The 12,630-nt window shown below is 49.1% G+C and carries 20 protein-coding genes; 17 read left to right on the top strand and 3 right to left on the bottom strand.

The window, feature by feature from the left end; all coding sequences use genetic code 11:
- Window positions 1–115: 115 nt before the first annotated feature.
- The gene (locus Q3Y66_RS11140; protein WP_008956580.1) at window positions 116–637 is read left to right on the top strand and encodes a zinc ribbon-containing protein; all 522 of its coding nucleotides are present in this window, start codon (window positions 116–118) and stop codon (window positions 635–637) included.
- 4 nt (window positions 638–641) lie between these two features.
- Here the strand turns inward: Q3Y66_RS11140 and Q3Y66_RS11135 are convergent, their stop codons facing one another.
- Window positions 642–1,955: a hypothetical protein gene (locus Q3Y66_RS11135; RefSeq protein ID WP_008956579.1), complete on the bottom strand. Its 1,314-nt coding sequence runs from the start codon at window positions 1,953–1,955 to the stop codon at window positions 642–644.
- Between the two features lie 590 nt (window positions 1,956–2,545).
- Entirely contained in the window at window positions 2,546–2,674 is a 129-nt protein-coding gene (locus Q3Y66_RS20965) for a phage integrase N-terminal SAM-like domain-containing protein (protein ID WP_368411727.1), read from the bottom strand.
- Between the two features lie 409 nt (window positions 2,675–3,083).
- Between Q3Y66_RS20965 and Q3Y66_RS11130 the strand changes: the two genes are divergently transcribed.
- The 7 genes from Q3Y66_RS11130 to Q3Y66_RS11100 all read left to right on the top strand — a co-directional run bounded on the left by Q3Y66_RS11130 (window position 3,084) and on the right by Q3Y66_RS11100 (window position 6,316).
- Window positions 3,084–3,371: a hypothetical protein gene (locus Q3Y66_RS11130; RefSeq protein ID WP_139041511.1), complete on the top strand. Its 288-nt coding sequence runs from the start codon at window positions 3,084–3,086 to the stop codon at window positions 3,369–3,371.
- 114 nt (window positions 3,372–3,485) lie between these two features.
- On the top strand, window positions 3,486–3,944 hold the full coding sequence (locus Q3Y66_RS11125) for a hypothetical protein (protein WP_008956577.1): 459 nt from the start codon (window positions 3,486–3,488) through the stop codon (window positions 3,942–3,944).
- Window positions 3,945–4,029: 85 nt separating this feature from the next.
- Entirely contained in the window at window positions 4,030–4,356 is a 327-nt protein-coding gene (locus Q3Y66_RS11120) for a hypothetical protein (RefSeq protein ID WP_008956576.1), read from the top strand.
- 13 nt (window positions 4,357–4,369) lie between these two features.
- On the top strand, window positions 4,370–4,864 hold the full coding sequence (locus tag Q3Y66_RS11115) for a hypothetical protein (RefSeq protein ID WP_202945530.1): 495 nt from the start codon (window positions 4,370–4,372) through the stop codon (window positions 4,862–4,864).
- 582 nt (window positions 4,865–5,446) lie between these two features.
- On the top strand, window positions 5,447–5,689 hold the full coding sequence (locus tag Q3Y66_RS11110) for a BrnT family toxin (protein ID WP_008956574.1): 243 nt from the start codon (window positions 5,447–5,449) through the stop codon (window positions 5,687–5,689).
- A gap of 5 nt (window positions 5,690–5,694) precedes the next feature.
- Window positions 5,695–5,964, top strand: coding sequence for a hypothetical protein (locus Q3Y66_RS11105; RefSeq protein ID WP_008956573.1), 270 nt, complete (start codon window positions 5,695–5,697; stop codon window positions 5,962–5,964).
- The gene (locus tag Q3Y66_RS11100) at window positions 5,936–6,316 is read left to right on the top strand and encodes a hypothetical protein (RefSeq protein WP_303319482.1); all 381 of its coding nucleotides are present in this window, start codon (window positions 5,936–5,938) and stop codon (window positions 6,314–6,316) included. Before Q3Y66_RS11105 ends, Q3Y66_RS11100 begins: the two co-directional genes overlap by 29 nt.
- Here the strand turns inward: Q3Y66_RS11100 and Q3Y66_RS11095 are convergent.
- Window positions 6,313–7,329 carry an IS30 family transposase gene (locus Q3Y66_RS11095; protein WP_303319481.1) on the bottom strand — a complete coding sequence of 339 codons (1,017 nt, stop codon included), beginning with the start codon at window positions 7,327–7,329 and terminating at the stop codon, window positions 6,313–6,315. The two genes, Q3Y66_RS11100 and Q3Y66_RS11095, sit on opposite strands and share 4 nt — an antisense overlap.
- A gap of 116 nt (window positions 7,330–7,445) precedes the next feature.
- On the opposite strand from Q3Y66_RS11095, the gene Q3Y66_RS11090 reads away from it, so the two are divergent.
- The 9 genes from Q3Y66_RS11090 to Q3Y66_RS11050 all read left to right on the top strand — a co-directional run bounded on the left by Q3Y66_RS11090 (window position 7,446) and on the right by Q3Y66_RS11050 (window position 12,621).
- Complete coding sequence (locus tag Q3Y66_RS11090; RefSeq protein WP_303319480.1) at window positions 7,446–7,688, top strand: hypothetical protein; 243 nt, start codon at window positions 7,446–7,448, stop codon at window positions 7,686–7,688.
- 88 nt (window positions 7,689–7,776) lie between these two features.
- Window positions 7,777–8,199, top strand: coding sequence for a hypothetical protein (locus Q3Y66_RS11085; protein ID WP_008956278.1), 423 nt, complete (start codon window positions 7,777–7,779; stop codon window positions 8,197–8,199).
- 145 nt (window positions 8,200–8,344) lie between these two features.
- Window positions 8,345–9,358, top strand: a complete 1,014-nt coding sequence (locus Q3Y66_RS11080) for a transposase (RefSeq protein ID WP_238528432.1) — start codon at window positions 8,345–8,347, stop codon at window positions 9,356–9,358.
- Complete coding sequence (locus Q3Y66_RS11075; RefSeq protein WP_238528433.1) at window positions 9,351–9,992, top strand: transposase; 642 nt, start codon at window positions 9,351–9,353, stop codon at window positions 9,990–9,992. The genes Q3Y66_RS11080 and Q3Y66_RS11075 overlap by 8 nt, the downstream gene beginning before the upstream one ends.
- 206 nt (window positions 9,993–10,198) lie before the next feature.
- Window positions 10,199–10,561: an OadG family protein gene (locus Q3Y66_RS11070; protein WP_008956279.1), complete on the top strand. Its 363-nt coding sequence runs from the start codon at window positions 10,199–10,201 to the stop codon at window positions 10,559–10,561.
- Between the two features lie 76 nt (window positions 10,562–10,637).
- Window positions 10,638–11,273 (top strand): hypothetical protein, encoded by a 636-nt coding sequence (locus tag Q3Y66_RS11065; protein WP_008956280.1) that lies wholly within the window; start codon window positions 10,638–10,640, stop codon window positions 11,271–11,273.
- A 117-nt stretch (window positions 11,274–11,390) separates the two neighbouring features.
- On the top strand, window positions 11,391–11,711 hold the full coding sequence (locus Q3Y66_RS11060) for a hypothetical protein (RefSeq protein ID WP_139041502.1): 321 nt from the start codon (window positions 11,391–11,393) through the stop codon (window positions 11,709–11,711).
- A 145-nt stretch (window positions 11,712–11,856) separates the two neighbouring features.
- Window positions 11,857–12,111: a hypothetical protein gene (locus Q3Y66_RS11055; RefSeq protein ID WP_008956282.1), complete on the top strand. Its 255-nt coding sequence runs from the start codon at window positions 11,857–11,859 to the stop codon at window positions 12,109–12,111.
- 114 nt (window positions 12,112–12,225) lie between these two features.
- Complete coding sequence (locus Q3Y66_RS11050; RefSeq protein ID WP_008956283.1) at window positions 12,226–12,621, top strand: hypothetical protein; 396 nt, start codon at window positions 12,226–12,228, stop codon at window positions 12,619–12,621.
- Window positions 12,622–12,630 lie beyond the last annotated feature (9 nt).

Genomic DNA, 12,630 nt, shown 5'->3' with positions numbered 1-12,630 from the left:
GAATGTGAGATGACATCTGTCAGATAAGTGAGGTCGATTGTATCCTATGCAGGTGTATCCTTGAACGGTAAGCCGATGATAGGAAACCGCATGCGTCGACAAAAGGAGAGGCACCATGAGTGAACAACAGAATGACAATCGCCTGCGCGAAGGTTACGAACGTTTGTTGGAGCGGATGCAGGGGGGCGCCAATGAGCTTACCTGGGAGAATTTACAGAAGGATCTGGACGACGCGGTTGAGTTTGAATCGGAGCTTGAAGAGTACACCAAAGACGAGCTAGCGCTGCTGCGCGCCTGGGTAGAGCGCGACCTTAAAGATATGCGCTACTTCATGGCAGATACCGGCAAGCAGGTAGCCAGTTGGCTAGGCATCGATATAGATGGGCTCTCCCGCCGCGTGGCGGAATCGCTGCTTTCGGTTGCCGACCGTAGCGTGGTGGAACGCGAACGCTTTGAGGAAGACCTAGAAGCCGCCCGCGCCGACTATTGCGAAGGCGAAATGGCCGCGCCCGGTTTAATGGCCTGCACCCATTGCGATGCACAGGTAATGCTACCCACCGTTGCACGCCTGGAACCTTGCCATGAGTGCGGCCATCGCTACTTCTACCGGTTTCCCAATAAAATCATTGAGACCTGATTCGTTAGGTCACCAGCAAACTGACGCCTGCGATCGCCCCCAGCGAAAGCAGGCTCATCACCGCCGCATACAGCAGGTTATTCTTCATCATGCGATAACCGCTTACCCCATAGCGCCCCTGCAATGAAAGATTAATGCCGGAAAGCGGCCCCACGCTGGTGCCCACCGCCCATGAGCTTAATGCCACAAACGCAAACAGCGTCTGCTCCCCGTTTTGCAAATTAAGTACCGACGCCAACACCGACACGCCAATAATTGGGTGTAGGCCCGCTAACGCGCTTAGTGTAATGGCCGCAAAACTGATCATCGCCTGGGTTGTACCAAAGCGGGTGAACAGCGTCCAGTCGCTACCTGCGGCAGCCGTGACCAACGTCGAAAGGCCAATCGTCAAAAGCCCTGCGGCTAAAAATAGCGAAATCTCCCCACGCATGGCGGGTAAGCGCGTCGTGGTGTGTTGACGAATTCGCCGTAGGGTAAAGCGTGGCCCATGGTGCAAGTTGCTCAGCACGGCAACGCCAGGCAGTAGAAAGGTGATTATGCTGACAATGGTGAGGGTAGGGGTGAGCACAAAGTGAAACAGCATCACCAGCGCGGCCATACCCACCGGCATCAACAGGCTACGCGGCGCCAGGGAGTAGCCATCCACCTCGCTAAGATCAAACCGGCGCCGCAACTCCAGCGTGGTTAAAAGCCCCGACAGCATCGCGATAGGAAAGCCCACTACGGCAATCTGCGCGTACTCAACCTCGGGCACCAGGGCGATTACCACACCCATGGAAGCAAAAAACGGTGACCACAGCGCCGCGCTGGAAAGCCCGCGGTTAAGCGCCAGCAGTTGCGGCGTCGTCAACGGCCCCCGGCGTGCCAGCTTATCGCCCACCATAAACACGGTAGAGAGATTCAAGATCGTACCCAGGAAGTGAACCCCTAGCCATGTACTCATCACGCCACTGGCACCAGTAACACGCTTACCCGACGCGCCCTTAGTCCCTTGCTTACCAATCAGCGAAATAAAGCTAACGCCGACCAGCATCGCCGCCACAAACGAATTGCCCTGCAACATCGCGGGCCAATCCACCTCAGCGTCATACACAAACCGCGCCACCAACAGCATGCTCGCGCCTAGTGCAATCAATACGCCCGCCTGAATCCGCGAACGTTTAGGAATATCCCGCCACAGCAACACAACCGCCGCCCACAGCAAATAGCTCACCGCATTAGCGGTGCCCAACCAGCCGGTAAACCCAATAATCTGTGCGATCAAACCAAGCAGAATCAGCACGCCCGCCAAGCGCTGCCGAGGAGTCGTCTCTTCCATGCCAAACCCTTAATAGTGAATTAGCAGGCTAATCGGATTTGCGGAGGAAGGCCAGTGGCAACGAGTGATGAAGCAAGAGCATTTTGTACACGTGAGAAGAATTGGCACCACTAGTTGCATAGCCTCATTTTGTAGCGCGTGGTAACGAATCTGCGAGGAACGAGCAAATGAGGCACCCGCGGGAGCATCGCGAAGCGATGCCAGATCAAGGCAACTAACGAGCCGTTGCCCTCAGAGAGGGAACACTTTTTTTTCATTGATACGTGACCTAATCCAAATTTATGAATAAGGTAAGGTTAATAACTCAAACACGTTTGCAACTGGAGCGTTTTCGTAAACTAGGTGTGACGTAGCGGTAGCGTGGTTTCGTTTTAGCTCATTAGCCCAAAGGGCAGCGCACACCGGCAAATTCCTTCCTCAGGTCAGGGGATGGCTATCAAATTCATAGTCCCCCACACTCGATTTAACACGTGCATAACCTCTTCGTGAGAAAGCACGACAGGTAATCGACGCGGGCGTTTAGCTCGTGAAAGGTGCCCATATCACCCAGTGGCATATCAAGGATATGACGATACAGAAATACTAAAGCATTAAGCGCTTGGTTTTGTAGCCGCAGCCACATATCGCTCTACGGCAAGGTGCTCCAGAAAAGCTTGGACTTCAGAAGGGCCCATACTGGCAGGGTGTCGCACCCCATGATAACGAATGAAGTAACGTATCCAGTAACACTATGTTTTTTCAGTACGTGGGCTATAGCGCTTTACCCGCATAACAGTTTTCACACGATCCATTAATTTCGGAGGCCTGCTTCGCATATCCATTTGGTGTCTGTCTCCTGATTGTGGATATGTATACAAAATTATTGAGCTTGGCAAAATGCGCAAGAATGCGAATTCTGCAAATAGAGCCTAATTAATATTAATTTAATTTAAAATCATGTGGTTATGCACGAAAAAGTAGGCTACATTTGCTAAGTAAACATGCTTTCGCGTTCATCCAATCATAGGACGCGCCGTCTAATACCTGTTGGGTATCAAGGATAGTCTAGTGGACACTCTCAGATCGATATTAAAGGAAGTGCAGCCGGGTACTACGAGCTTTGCCCCAGCCTCTCGCGAAGAGCAGGATATGTGGGATTTTCAACCTATAGCGAAAATTCTTGTCTACGCTCACCGAAACAACTTCCTTGAGAGCTGCGTTCCCCATAAGGAAAGCGATAGCCCTCATGGCTGGTATGACCTCGTCATAGTCAGGGGCGGCTTGACCTACGAAGGCGAGATGTTCTTGGCGAAGCCAGGAGAAGCAGAAAAGACCGAGAAAAACCTGGAAGAAATAATCCAACTAAGCCCTAATATTTACGGTATCGGCGTAAATCTACGAGCATTATGGCAGCGTTGGAAAAACCGAGGAGATTGATGCCCAACAAATCGTTGGAGCGGGACTTTTGCTACGCAGGCTGCGCCTGATCCGCAAAAGCCCCTCAACTCAAGCATTATATTCTCGGTTCAAGTTTATGAAACAAAAGTATTTATGAGTAAAAGGAATGAAGGTGCTTTCATATATGCTGACGAGTCGGGACACTCTGGGAAAGAGATATTTAGCGAGAAATCCCCCCTCTACTACCAAGGCGCTGTAATATCTGTTGGAGAAATCGAGTCCAAAGTTTCTCCTATCATACAAAGGTATTGTGTTGAGAATGAGCTGGAAAGATTGCATGGATATGAACTTGGAGTATGTAGGGATCTGTTGGAAAAGGCTCCATATATCTTTGATAAAAGAGCATGTGAAGTTGTTACTGCCGGCTTAAGCTACGCAATAGCCAACCCAGATATTTTCACCCTAATATCAGTTAAAGGGAAAAGTGCATATAAAAAGCAGACGCCTAATATAATTGCTTTCTCTAGCTTGTTAACCGCCACGCATCGTTTTTGTAAAGAGTATGGTGTGTCAGTTTCAGGACCTCTGATGAGGATTTTAATACAACGGTGATCTCGGAAAATGCATAACACTACGCTACAGCCAACGTCAACGCTGACGCGCCACCCCGTTAGCCCCAAAAAAGGAGAAAACGAAGATGAACAAAAAAGTATTGATAGCTGCTATTGCCGCTCTGGCATTAAATGCACCACTCACTTTTGCTGATACCGTTGATAACGCGTATAGGCTCTGTTCCGTATTCGATGGCACAGGACTCTTGAGCAAGCCATGCGATGTTTCAGGCTGGAATCAGGCAGTAGATGTTTCAATAGATACAAATTCGTCAGAAGCAAGGAAAATATGTTTAGGTGTCGCAGACATGATGGATCAAAAGAACATCCGCTTTGATCGTGGGTGGAAAATAAGAATCTACTCACCATTTAGCAACGGTAACACTATTGCCACATGCAGCCTTCCTAACTGAGAGATATTTATTAATGAAAACATATAGGAAGTTAGCGTTGTCTGTTATAGGCTTCATTCTGGTATCTGGCACTGCTTTCGGTGCGGGGTTTCAATCATTTTCCTCAGAGTCAAGTGCCGCAACACAAGCACTGAATTGCCGCAATTCAAAAGTCACCCCAGCATCATATGGTATGGGCGCGCTCTACGGGTGCATTCAGGGAAAAGCAGAAACAGTCAAATGGTTCATAAATGAAATTCCAGACACAGGGCGCGTCGAGAATATCAAGTTGATGTGGAACGATTGGTTTAAAAATATTGGATATGGGCTGCATGCAGATAAACGAGAAGCTGAAAAAGCTCTAGAGGCACTAATCCAAATGTATGCACCTCAAAAGGCCAGCGAGGTTCAACAAACGTTCTGGGCAAACAGCAATAAAACCATTGAATCTGATGGCTTTGTACTGAAATACACTTATTCACGCGGGCCTTCGATTGATGAACGTCTAATTGTAGTAACGAGCAAATAAAGGCTAACACCTATGAGCCTTCTCTCTGTCAATAGACCGCAGTGTTTTTTATTGGCCGCGTCAGCGGCCAATATCAAGTCCTTGAGCCAGTGATCCTACTTCATCTGTCATCGTTGGCTATTGGTGGCTTACAGCAAACACCTATTGAGGCTCTCTTAACGTGGTGGTTTACCACTGCCAGACCGCGTTGCTCCTTGCAGGTGGGGCTGGGGCGCTAGACATTCATCGGTTAACCAGCATCTGTCCTATTCAAACAGCAGGTTACTTTACAGTCCCAGTTAGTTTCAGGTTCAGCGCCGGTGTAAGCCCACTCGCTCAGGGTGTTGATGCACACCAGCAGGATGGATAATCAAAGCGACGGGCTTCTGGTTGGGTGTAGAAGTCGGGTTTCAGATCTCAAAATCAGTCAGCAGACACCCTGTTTCAGCACACCGGGGGGTAGAGAAGGCTCAATGAGTATCAAATCATTCCACACGGATAAATTACTTGCTGCGCTCCTAATTTACCGGTGAGTGTGGCGTTAGCAGCTAAGGCTCCCTCAAAATCTTGCGGATTGAGTAAAAAAAGAAATAATTTTTACTCATGGATGAGTTTGAATTCGACGAAGCCAAAAGCCAAGCTAACCTGGACAAGCACGGTATAGATTTCGTTGCTGCCCAAGGGCTGAGGAAAGATCCATACCTGCTGGAGGTCCGCGCTCAATCAGAGGATGAGCAGAGGTTTTTGCTGATAGGCAAGATTGGTGAAAAGCACTGGTCGGCTGTCGTCACATACAGGGATGCTCGTATTCGTCTGATTTCAGTCAGACGTTCCCGCCGAGGTTGAGCTCTATGAAAGCTAAAGACTTCGACAAAAAGTTTGAGGAAGGTCAGGAAGATATTGTTGATGACCTGGATATGTCCTCTGCTCGCCGCGTTAATCAGGAACAAAAGCGAATCAACGTCGATTTCCCGGCTTGGGTTGTCGAGTCGTTGGATCGTGAGGCTGCGCGCATAGGCGTTACCCGCCAATCGATCATCAAGGTGTGGCTGGTGGAGCGTCTTCAGGCAGAATCTGCTAACAAGCCGCTCAATGGTGACGCCGCAGGCGGCGCACATTAGCGGAGCGTTACATGCCCCAGGGAATCAGACATTGTTTAAATGGTTGAAGCGTTGCTCCAAAAATAAAGGTAATGAGTATCAGAAAATAGCGTACTCACAACCAGGCACCCCAGATGAAAACTCTCAAAAACTGCTAGAACTCGTTGCGGAAGGTAATGAGTGGGGAAGAGCCAGAACTAAAGAAAGCGCAGAAATGCTGGGGCATCTATTTTCTTGCTTTCTTCTTATTGAACATAAGCTCTCTCTGCTTTTAGCGGGTTTTTGTCCAGATATTGAATCTCGGATGTTTGGGCAAAAAGTCCAAGTATTTAAAGACTTGGTGGATGCAGTCTCTGAGTGCAACGCTACTTAATGAATGGCTGGTGGGCTTTCTTGGTGTTTCGCCAATATTTCGCCCAGCACTTCAACTGGGCACCTGAAGTCAAAGCGCTTTCGAGGCCGCATATTCAGCTGTAATGCAATGGCATCAAGTTCCTCTTGGGTGTGGTGCGACAGATCCGTCCCTTTCGGTAAATACTGCCGTATCAAGCCATTGATGTTTTCATTGCTACCGCGTTGCCATGGGCTGTGAGGGTCACAAAAGTAGATTGCAACACCCGTTGCTTGGGTAATCTGTGCATGCTTAGCCATTTCTCGGCCTTGGTCATACGTCATGCTCTTGCGTGCGGCTAGTGGCATTCGGTTGAGTGCTGCGCTAAATCCCTCAACAGCTGAGGTCGCTGTGGCGTCATGTAATTTGGCGAGGATGACGTAGCCACTGCTGAGTTCAACTAACGTGCCGACGGCAGAGGCATTGTTCTTACCTTTGATTAAATCGCCCTCCCAGTGGCCTGGCATTTCGCGCTTCTCTATCTCCGGTGGACGAAGGTGAATGCTCACCATGTCGGGTATTTGGCCACGGCGATCGACCTGACCACGGCGAGGCTTACGGGTCGATTTGCCTTGGCGCAGGCAGTGAATCAACTCTTTCTTAAGCTGGCCCACAGGCAAGGCGTAAATGGCGTTGTAGACCGTCTCACGGCAGACGTAAGCATCTTCAAAACTGGGCGTCATCATGCGTTTGAGCTTGCCTGCTATTTGTTCTGGAGACAAGCGGTTGCGAAACATATGAATGACCAGCTCAAAGCGTTCACTCCCCAACAGCAGCTTACGTTTTGGGCGACAAACCATGCGTCGAGCGCAGCGGTGCGTCTGCGCACTATGAGCACAGTAGGCACCTGACTGAGTTTGGTTGCGCCGTACTTCACGGCTGAGGGTAGACGGAGAACGCCTCAACATGTGAGCAATCTGGCGGAGCCTCATGCCTTGCCTGAGGCTTACCTGTATGGTGGCACGTTCTTCGATGCTGAGTTCTGAATAGGACATAAATCCAACACCTTACTAAAATTCTTAGGTGTTGCACTCAGTTTCTGCGGCCAAGCTTCATAAAAGAGGTCGAAAAAACGTGTCCATATGATATCGACGCCCAGCACTATAGAAATATGATTGCTCCTCTTAAACAAATTAAGAAGCTTAGAGATACATTGGCGCATGATATAACTGTCATCAGCCCATCAAGCGTAGATTTAAATCAGGTTCACGCGTTTGTATCTAAATTTAGACCTGATTTGTCAGCATCTTATGCTAAGGCTGCAAATGAAGATCTAAAAGCTATAGGTGGTATTGCTACATTCGCGTTTATGCTTAGCGTCGAATTAGGTAAGTTGCGTATGTACTTGAAATAAGCATGTAAAAAGCGCGTCAATTGGGACTGGTTTTCCGCTGGCGCTCCAAACCAGCCCATTACACGGGCGTTAAGCAGTAAGGATAGAAATGAGTTCGTTTCCAACCTCAGAATTGTTTTTTGCTCTTCTCCCAATGGTCTTGGCAGCTGGTGCTTTTGCTGTGGGGATGGAGTATTTGAAGATTAAAGTTGAGCGAAAAATAAAAGAAAAGCGAGGGGAAACGACTGGCGAGCGAATCGAAAGACTATCCAAGGCCCTAAAAGAATCTATCGCGCTCACAAACGAAATCGAGAGCGAGATTCAGCAGCGCCATTCGATGGCAACCAAATTGCAGGCTGACGTTGAAAGGTACGAGAAGCTTGCCACCCTTAAAGAGGAAGAGGTTGAAGCGGTAGCTCAAACGCTGCGAGGAGAGCTCCGAGCTGAGAGTTCGAAGTCGTTAATAAGGTCTGCACTAATAAGTTTGTTGTTTTTTGTCGCAGGGGTCGTGGTTACCCTCTATGTTGCTTAACAATCGCAGGCACGGCGACGGCTTTTCCATTGCGGCTTCGCCTACATTCCAAAGCCGCGCATGCTGCAGGCGTTGAGGCTGTAGAAAAACCCCTTTGACGGCTAAGTTTTGGTAGGATCAAGGAAACAGACGAGGAGTGGTCAGCATGCCGCGCTTCAAGGCTTATAACTACGATCAAAATGCCATGGTGGTGATCAACTACCAAGATCAGCCCCAGCCCGGCACCTTTGAGCACGCGGTGCACTACCTGATCGAGCACAAGCTCGACTTATTCGTTTTCTATCCCAAGTACCGCAACGATGCGACCGGTCGGCTGGCCTATGATCCGGCTATTCTGCTTAAGATTATCCTGTTTGCTTACTCAAAAAGCATCACCTCCAGTCGTGAAATTCAGTGGTGCTGCGAGACCACTATTATTTTCAAAGCCCTTTCCTGCGATACCGTTCCCCATTTCACCACACTGGCCAGCTTCGTCAGTCGCCATGCCGATGAGATTGAAGCGCTGTTCGAACAAGTGCTGCTGGTGTGCCACGAACAAGGCTTGCTGGGTAACGAACTCTTTGCCTTTGACGGCTGCAAGATGTCCTCCGATGCCTCTAAGGAATGGTCGGGTACGTTCAAAGAATTGGGCGAGAAGCGGGAGAAACTGAGAGGCCTGATTCGGCATCACCTACTAGAGCACTACGCGCGTGATGAAGCCGAAACGGAAGCCGACCTGGATCGCGACATTCGCCGAGCCAAGATGATTCTCTCCCTAGATGCCGCCATGAACAAAGTGGATCGTTTCCTAAAGACGCACAGCCCAAGGATGGGCCGGGGGAAGCGAATCAAGGAAGTGAAGAGCAATCTGACCGATAACGAAAGTGCCAAAATGACCACCAGCAAGGGCACGATCCAGGGCTATAACGGCGTCGCCACGGTGGATAAAAAGCACCAGATCGTCATTGACGCTCAGGCCTTCGGCGAAGGCCAGGAACATCACACCTTGCAGCCCGTACTGGAAATGGTCGAAGCGCGTTTTAAGAAGCTGGGTATCGCCGAGAACATTTATCAGAAAGGCACCGTCGTCACCGCCGATACTGGCTTCGCCAATGATAAATTTATCGGGAATAAATTTGAACAGCCGCAGGCTGGCCCGAAGGGCGAGTCTCATGGATGAGACGAGTAAACTCAATATGAAGTACCTTCACGAGCGATGGATTAATGGCTACATCCCCGATAACCAGTTCCGCAGCCGAGATCCGAAATTCACCGACCAGAAAAACAAATACGGCAAGCGCCACCAGAACCTGCCGGACAAAGGCTGGCGAGAGACGACGCCCGCCAGCGCGTTCCAGTTTGATCCTGTAAACCTAACGTGTATCTGCCCCGCCGGTGAAAAGCTGTCCTATCGCGGGCAACGAGAAACAGATAATGGCAAGATCCGGGTACACTTTGAAGGGCGTTTGCTGCAATGTCGGCACTGCCCAAAGAAATACCGATGCATGCAGAACCCAAGCTCTGCCGACCACCGCAACGGAGCAGGGCGACAAGTGTCTTTTATTATCGAGAACAAGCGCTTACCCAATTACACGGACTGGATGAAGCACCGAGTTGATAGCTCAAAGGGCAAAGAAATGTACAGCCATCGCATGTCAGTCGTAGAGCCCGTCTTCGGCAACATTGGCACAACGAAAAGGCTGAACCGCTTCAGCCTTCGGGGTAAGAAAAAGGTGCAAGGCCAGTGGCAGCTTTACTGCTTGGTGCACCATATTGAGAAGTTAGCGAATTATGGTCATTTGGCCGCTTCATGAAGGGCTTAGAGCGGGGTAAGTTGCTACATAAGAGCCAAATAGTCCTCTTAACTGGCCTTAGGCGCGCACTTTAGTGGCTGAATGCCGATATTAATATTATCCAGCCAGATGACTAGCTGGGTAAATAAATTAGGATCACAGCCGGTTGAGATGGCTCAAAATCGGGTTTTTCTACAGCCTCGTTACGTGTGCAAGGAAGTATCTGAATGCAGGAAGTAAGGTCTAATTTGTACCCTTGTCGGCACTGCGAGGAAACGGGTGTCTGTAAGACTGGCCTAAATGGTTCTAGTTGCCTGGCCTGTGCGAAATATCACGAATTGAAGGGAAAAGAATTCGTTGGACTGGCATGCGGTACTTGTGGCGGGCTGGGGCAGTCTGAACCGATGACTGAGCGATTAAATAAACGAACCAAGCCGTTGCTTGCCATGGGGATCGTATTTCTGGTTCTTATCTTCGTGTTCGTTCTGGCTCTCATCAAAAATCCGCATTTCCCCGAGTTTCTAGCCTTCGCAGGTACATTGATTGGCAGTGTTACTGCCTTCTATTTCAACAGTCGGAACAACACGTAACAATATGGTCAACGGGACGCCAACTACGCTGCGCTCCGTTGCCGCCCATTACCACTGGTGTTAGGAGAAGGGTTTCATGCGCGATTATCTGCCTCCAATTCACATAAATGTGAGCGGACCGTTGTCCCTTTTTCTGGAGAAGATAGCCGCTATTGCTGACAAGTCTGAAAGGTTTGATGTCGAAATCGAGCATGATGCTATGGGCATCGATGGATTCAGCGTAGCCAATTTTAGGCTCAAGAAGTCCAAGCAACACAAGGGACTGGGTGCCCAATTAATCATTCAGCCTGACTCAAAGAAAGAAATAGCTGTTGAAATCAGGGCTGAGCGCTGGAGCCCCCAGGACCCTCCCACCTATGAAGCATATGTTAAAGAGGCGAAGGCCCTAATTGGCCCTCTGCTCTCCGAATATAATCGGAGAGCAGGTACGCGTCATCGCTTGACGGTCCCAGCCAAAGAGAAGCTTGAACCTAAGCTGCCACCTCAAAGCCATAAGTTGTTTAAGCGCTTTACGAATCTGGCAAATAAAACCGCTTTGCATCCTTTAGATTGGAAACGATTTTATGAATTTGTGCGAAACAGCCGTATGCGCAAGCCACTTGCTAAAGAAGATATGGCTCGCTTGCTCCGTAAAGAGGGGTTTCCTGAGGAGTACGCACGTGAAATTGCGGACGTGTACGGACACCTTTGGGAATTCAAGCAACTTGTGTGAATCCCCTAACAAGTCAAAGCACTCGGACTTGGAAAACCTGTCACCTTTTTTGTTCCAAAAAAGTCGCCAACTTCACCAAGCCGGTATTTGAGGCGTTAGGCAATTAGCGTGATATTCATGACCTTAAAATGTGCACTGGGGATGGCTGCTTGTCTCAATTTCCAAGGAAACGCGATTCCTGCTGAAACTGCTGTTGGAATCCTAGATAGCTGCGATGTCATTAAGAACCTTTCGGCTAATGAGTTTAGATCTGAGAATACCATTGGAAAGGGCAATGCTTGGGCAGCACTTATGTACGAAGATGGGTTGAAGTTCGAGTATCCGCCAAACCCCTCACCAAGCCAAATGAAAGCGACCGTAATTGAGGCCTGCAAAAAGTTTAAATCCGACTTTGATACAGACTCTAAGTGGGAAAACCTGGAAAAATGGCCATGGTAACCAATACCGTCGATGAGCCAGATTCTATGTACAAATACGCAGCTAAATAATGGTTCAATTCAAAATAGCACTGGCCTACTAAATCACCCTATGATCGCTAAGTTCCGCCGGTAGTGTAATCAGTCGGATAAAAAGGAAAAGCAGCATGGCTACAAGAATCATCCCTCTCATATCTCCAGCTGATACGAAAATCGTCGGAATTCTTCTCAGAGATGGATCGCTATGTTCTGTAAGCTTCACTTATGATAGAGAGCTTATGCAGAGCGTGGTTGAACTCGAAGGAAGTCCCCAAAGCAGCCCGGCAAAAGAAAGTGGAGAAACAGTTTACGTTGATGATGCTGGCCAAAAGTGGTTTGCCTCAGATGTTGAGTATCACTCGATCACCAATGCGCCCTGTTAAAATCCGAGCCAGTGCCTAACCATTCGCTTTTGCCGGACAATTTCTTCACCGCTTCGCGGCTACAAAATTGCCGCAAAACTCTACGTTAGGCCAGTAAACGAAAGAGGTTCAAACATGGATATCGATGACTTCATGAAAAGCACGAATGGACCGGCCTATGAGAAAAACGAAGCAAGAAACGGTCCGCCGCTTTCCTATGTGGGGGAGAAGCTTCGGTACGCGCTGGAGCATAGTCATGATTTGCTTCACGGAATCGAGAGCTGTGTTCCCGCCAGTCTTCCTCTTCCGGACGAATACCTGGAAGGCGCACCGATTTCAGCAAAACAGGACTTGCTAAAGAGTCCTGCTTGGGCATCTTTTTATTATCAAGTTACCGCATTTGCAGCACTTTTCAACATGCTTGGGGTCGTGAATTCTGATAAGGATATTGAACGCTTGGGACAAATGTCGGAAAAAGATTTCAAGAAATGGCTCGATTTCATTGAGCGTGAGGGCTCAGTTCTGGGGTGAGGGCCTAAC

Source organism: Halomonas sp. HAL1, assembly GCF_030544485.1.
Lineage (GTDB): Bacteria > Pseudomonadota > Gammaproteobacteria > Pseudomonadales > Halomonadaceae > Vreelandella > Vreelandella arctica.
The sequence above is the reverse complement of the archived record's forward strand: the minus strand, read 5'-3'. Positions and strand labels throughout refer to the sequence as shown.

Excerpts from the sequence above, each read along its gene's own strand:
- Q3Y66_RS11140 (WP_008956580.1), top strand. The coding sequence starts at position 116 with ATGAGTGAACAACAGAATGACAATCGCCTGCGCGAAGGTTACGAACGT.
- Q3Y66_RS11135 (WP_008956579.1), bottom strand. The coding sequence starts at position 1,955 with ATGGAAGAGACGACTCCTCGGCAGCGCTTGGCGGGCGTGCTGATTCTG.
- Q3Y66_RS11130 (WP_139041511.1), top strand. The coding sequence starts at position 3,084 with ATGTGGGATTTTCAACCTATAGCGAAAATTCTTGTCTACGCTCACCGA.
- Q3Y66_RS11125 (WP_008956577.1), top strand. The coding sequence starts at position 3,486 with ATGAGTAAAAGGAATGAAGGTGCTTTCATATATGCTGACGAGTCGGGA.
- Q3Y66_RS11120 (WP_008956576.1), top strand. The coding sequence starts at position 4,030 with ATGAACAAAAAAGTATTGATAGCTGCTATTGCCGCTCTGGCATTAAAT.
- Q3Y66_RS11115 (WP_202945530.1), top strand. The coding sequence starts at position 4,370 with ATGAAAACATATAGGAAGTTAGCGTTGTCTGTTATAGGCTTCATTCTG.
- Q3Y66_RS11110 (WP_008956574.1), top strand. The coding sequence starts at position 5,447 with ATGGATGAGTTTGAATTCGACGAAGCCAAAAGCCAAGCTAACCTGGAC.
- Q3Y66_RS11105 (WP_008956573.1), top strand. The coding sequence starts at position 5,695 with ATGAAAGCTAAAGACTTCGACAAAAAGTTTGAGGAAGGTCAGGAAGAT.
- Q3Y66_RS11100 (WP_303319482.1), top strand. The coding sequence starts at position 5,936 with ATGGTGACGCCGCAGGCGGCGCACATTAGCGGAGCGTTACATGCCCCA.
- Q3Y66_RS11095 (WP_303319481.1), bottom strand. The coding sequence starts at position 7,329 with ATGTCCTATTCAGAACTCAGCATCGAAGAACGTGCCACCATACAGGTA.
- Q3Y66_RS11090 (WP_303319480.1), top strand. The coding sequence starts at position 7,446 with ATGATTGCTCCTCTTAAACAAATTAAGAAGCTTAGAGATACATTGGCG.
- Q3Y66_RS11085 (WP_008956278.1), top strand. The coding sequence starts at position 7,777 with ATGAGTTCGTTTCCAACCTCAGAATTGTTTTTTGCTCTTCTCCCAATG.
- Q3Y66_RS11080 (WP_238528432.1), top strand. The coding sequence starts at position 8,345 with ATGCCGCGCTTCAAGGCTTATAACTACGATCAAAATGCCATGGTGGTG.
- Q3Y66_RS11075 (WP_238528433.1), top strand. The coding sequence starts at position 9,351 with ATGGATGAGACGAGTAAACTCAATATGAAGTACCTTCACGAGCGATGG.
- Q3Y66_RS11070 (WP_008956279.1), top strand. The coding sequence starts at position 10,199 with ATGCAGGAAGTAAGGTCTAATTTGTACCCTTGTCGGCACTGCGAGGAA.
- Q3Y66_RS11065 (WP_008956280.1), top strand. The coding sequence starts at position 10,638 with ATGCGCGATTATCTGCCTCCAATTCACATAAATGTGAGCGGACCGTTG.
- Q3Y66_RS11060 (WP_139041502.1), top strand. The coding sequence starts at position 11,391 with ATGACCTTAAAATGTGCACTGGGGATGGCTGCTTGTCTCAATTTCCAA.
- Q3Y66_RS11055 (WP_008956282.1), top strand. The coding sequence starts at position 11,857 with ATGGCTACAAGAATCATCCCTCTCATATCTCCAGCTGATACGAAAATC.
- Q3Y66_RS11050 (WP_008956283.1), top strand. The coding sequence starts at position 12,226 with ATGGATATCGATGACTTCATGAAAAGCACGAATGGACCGGCCTATGAG.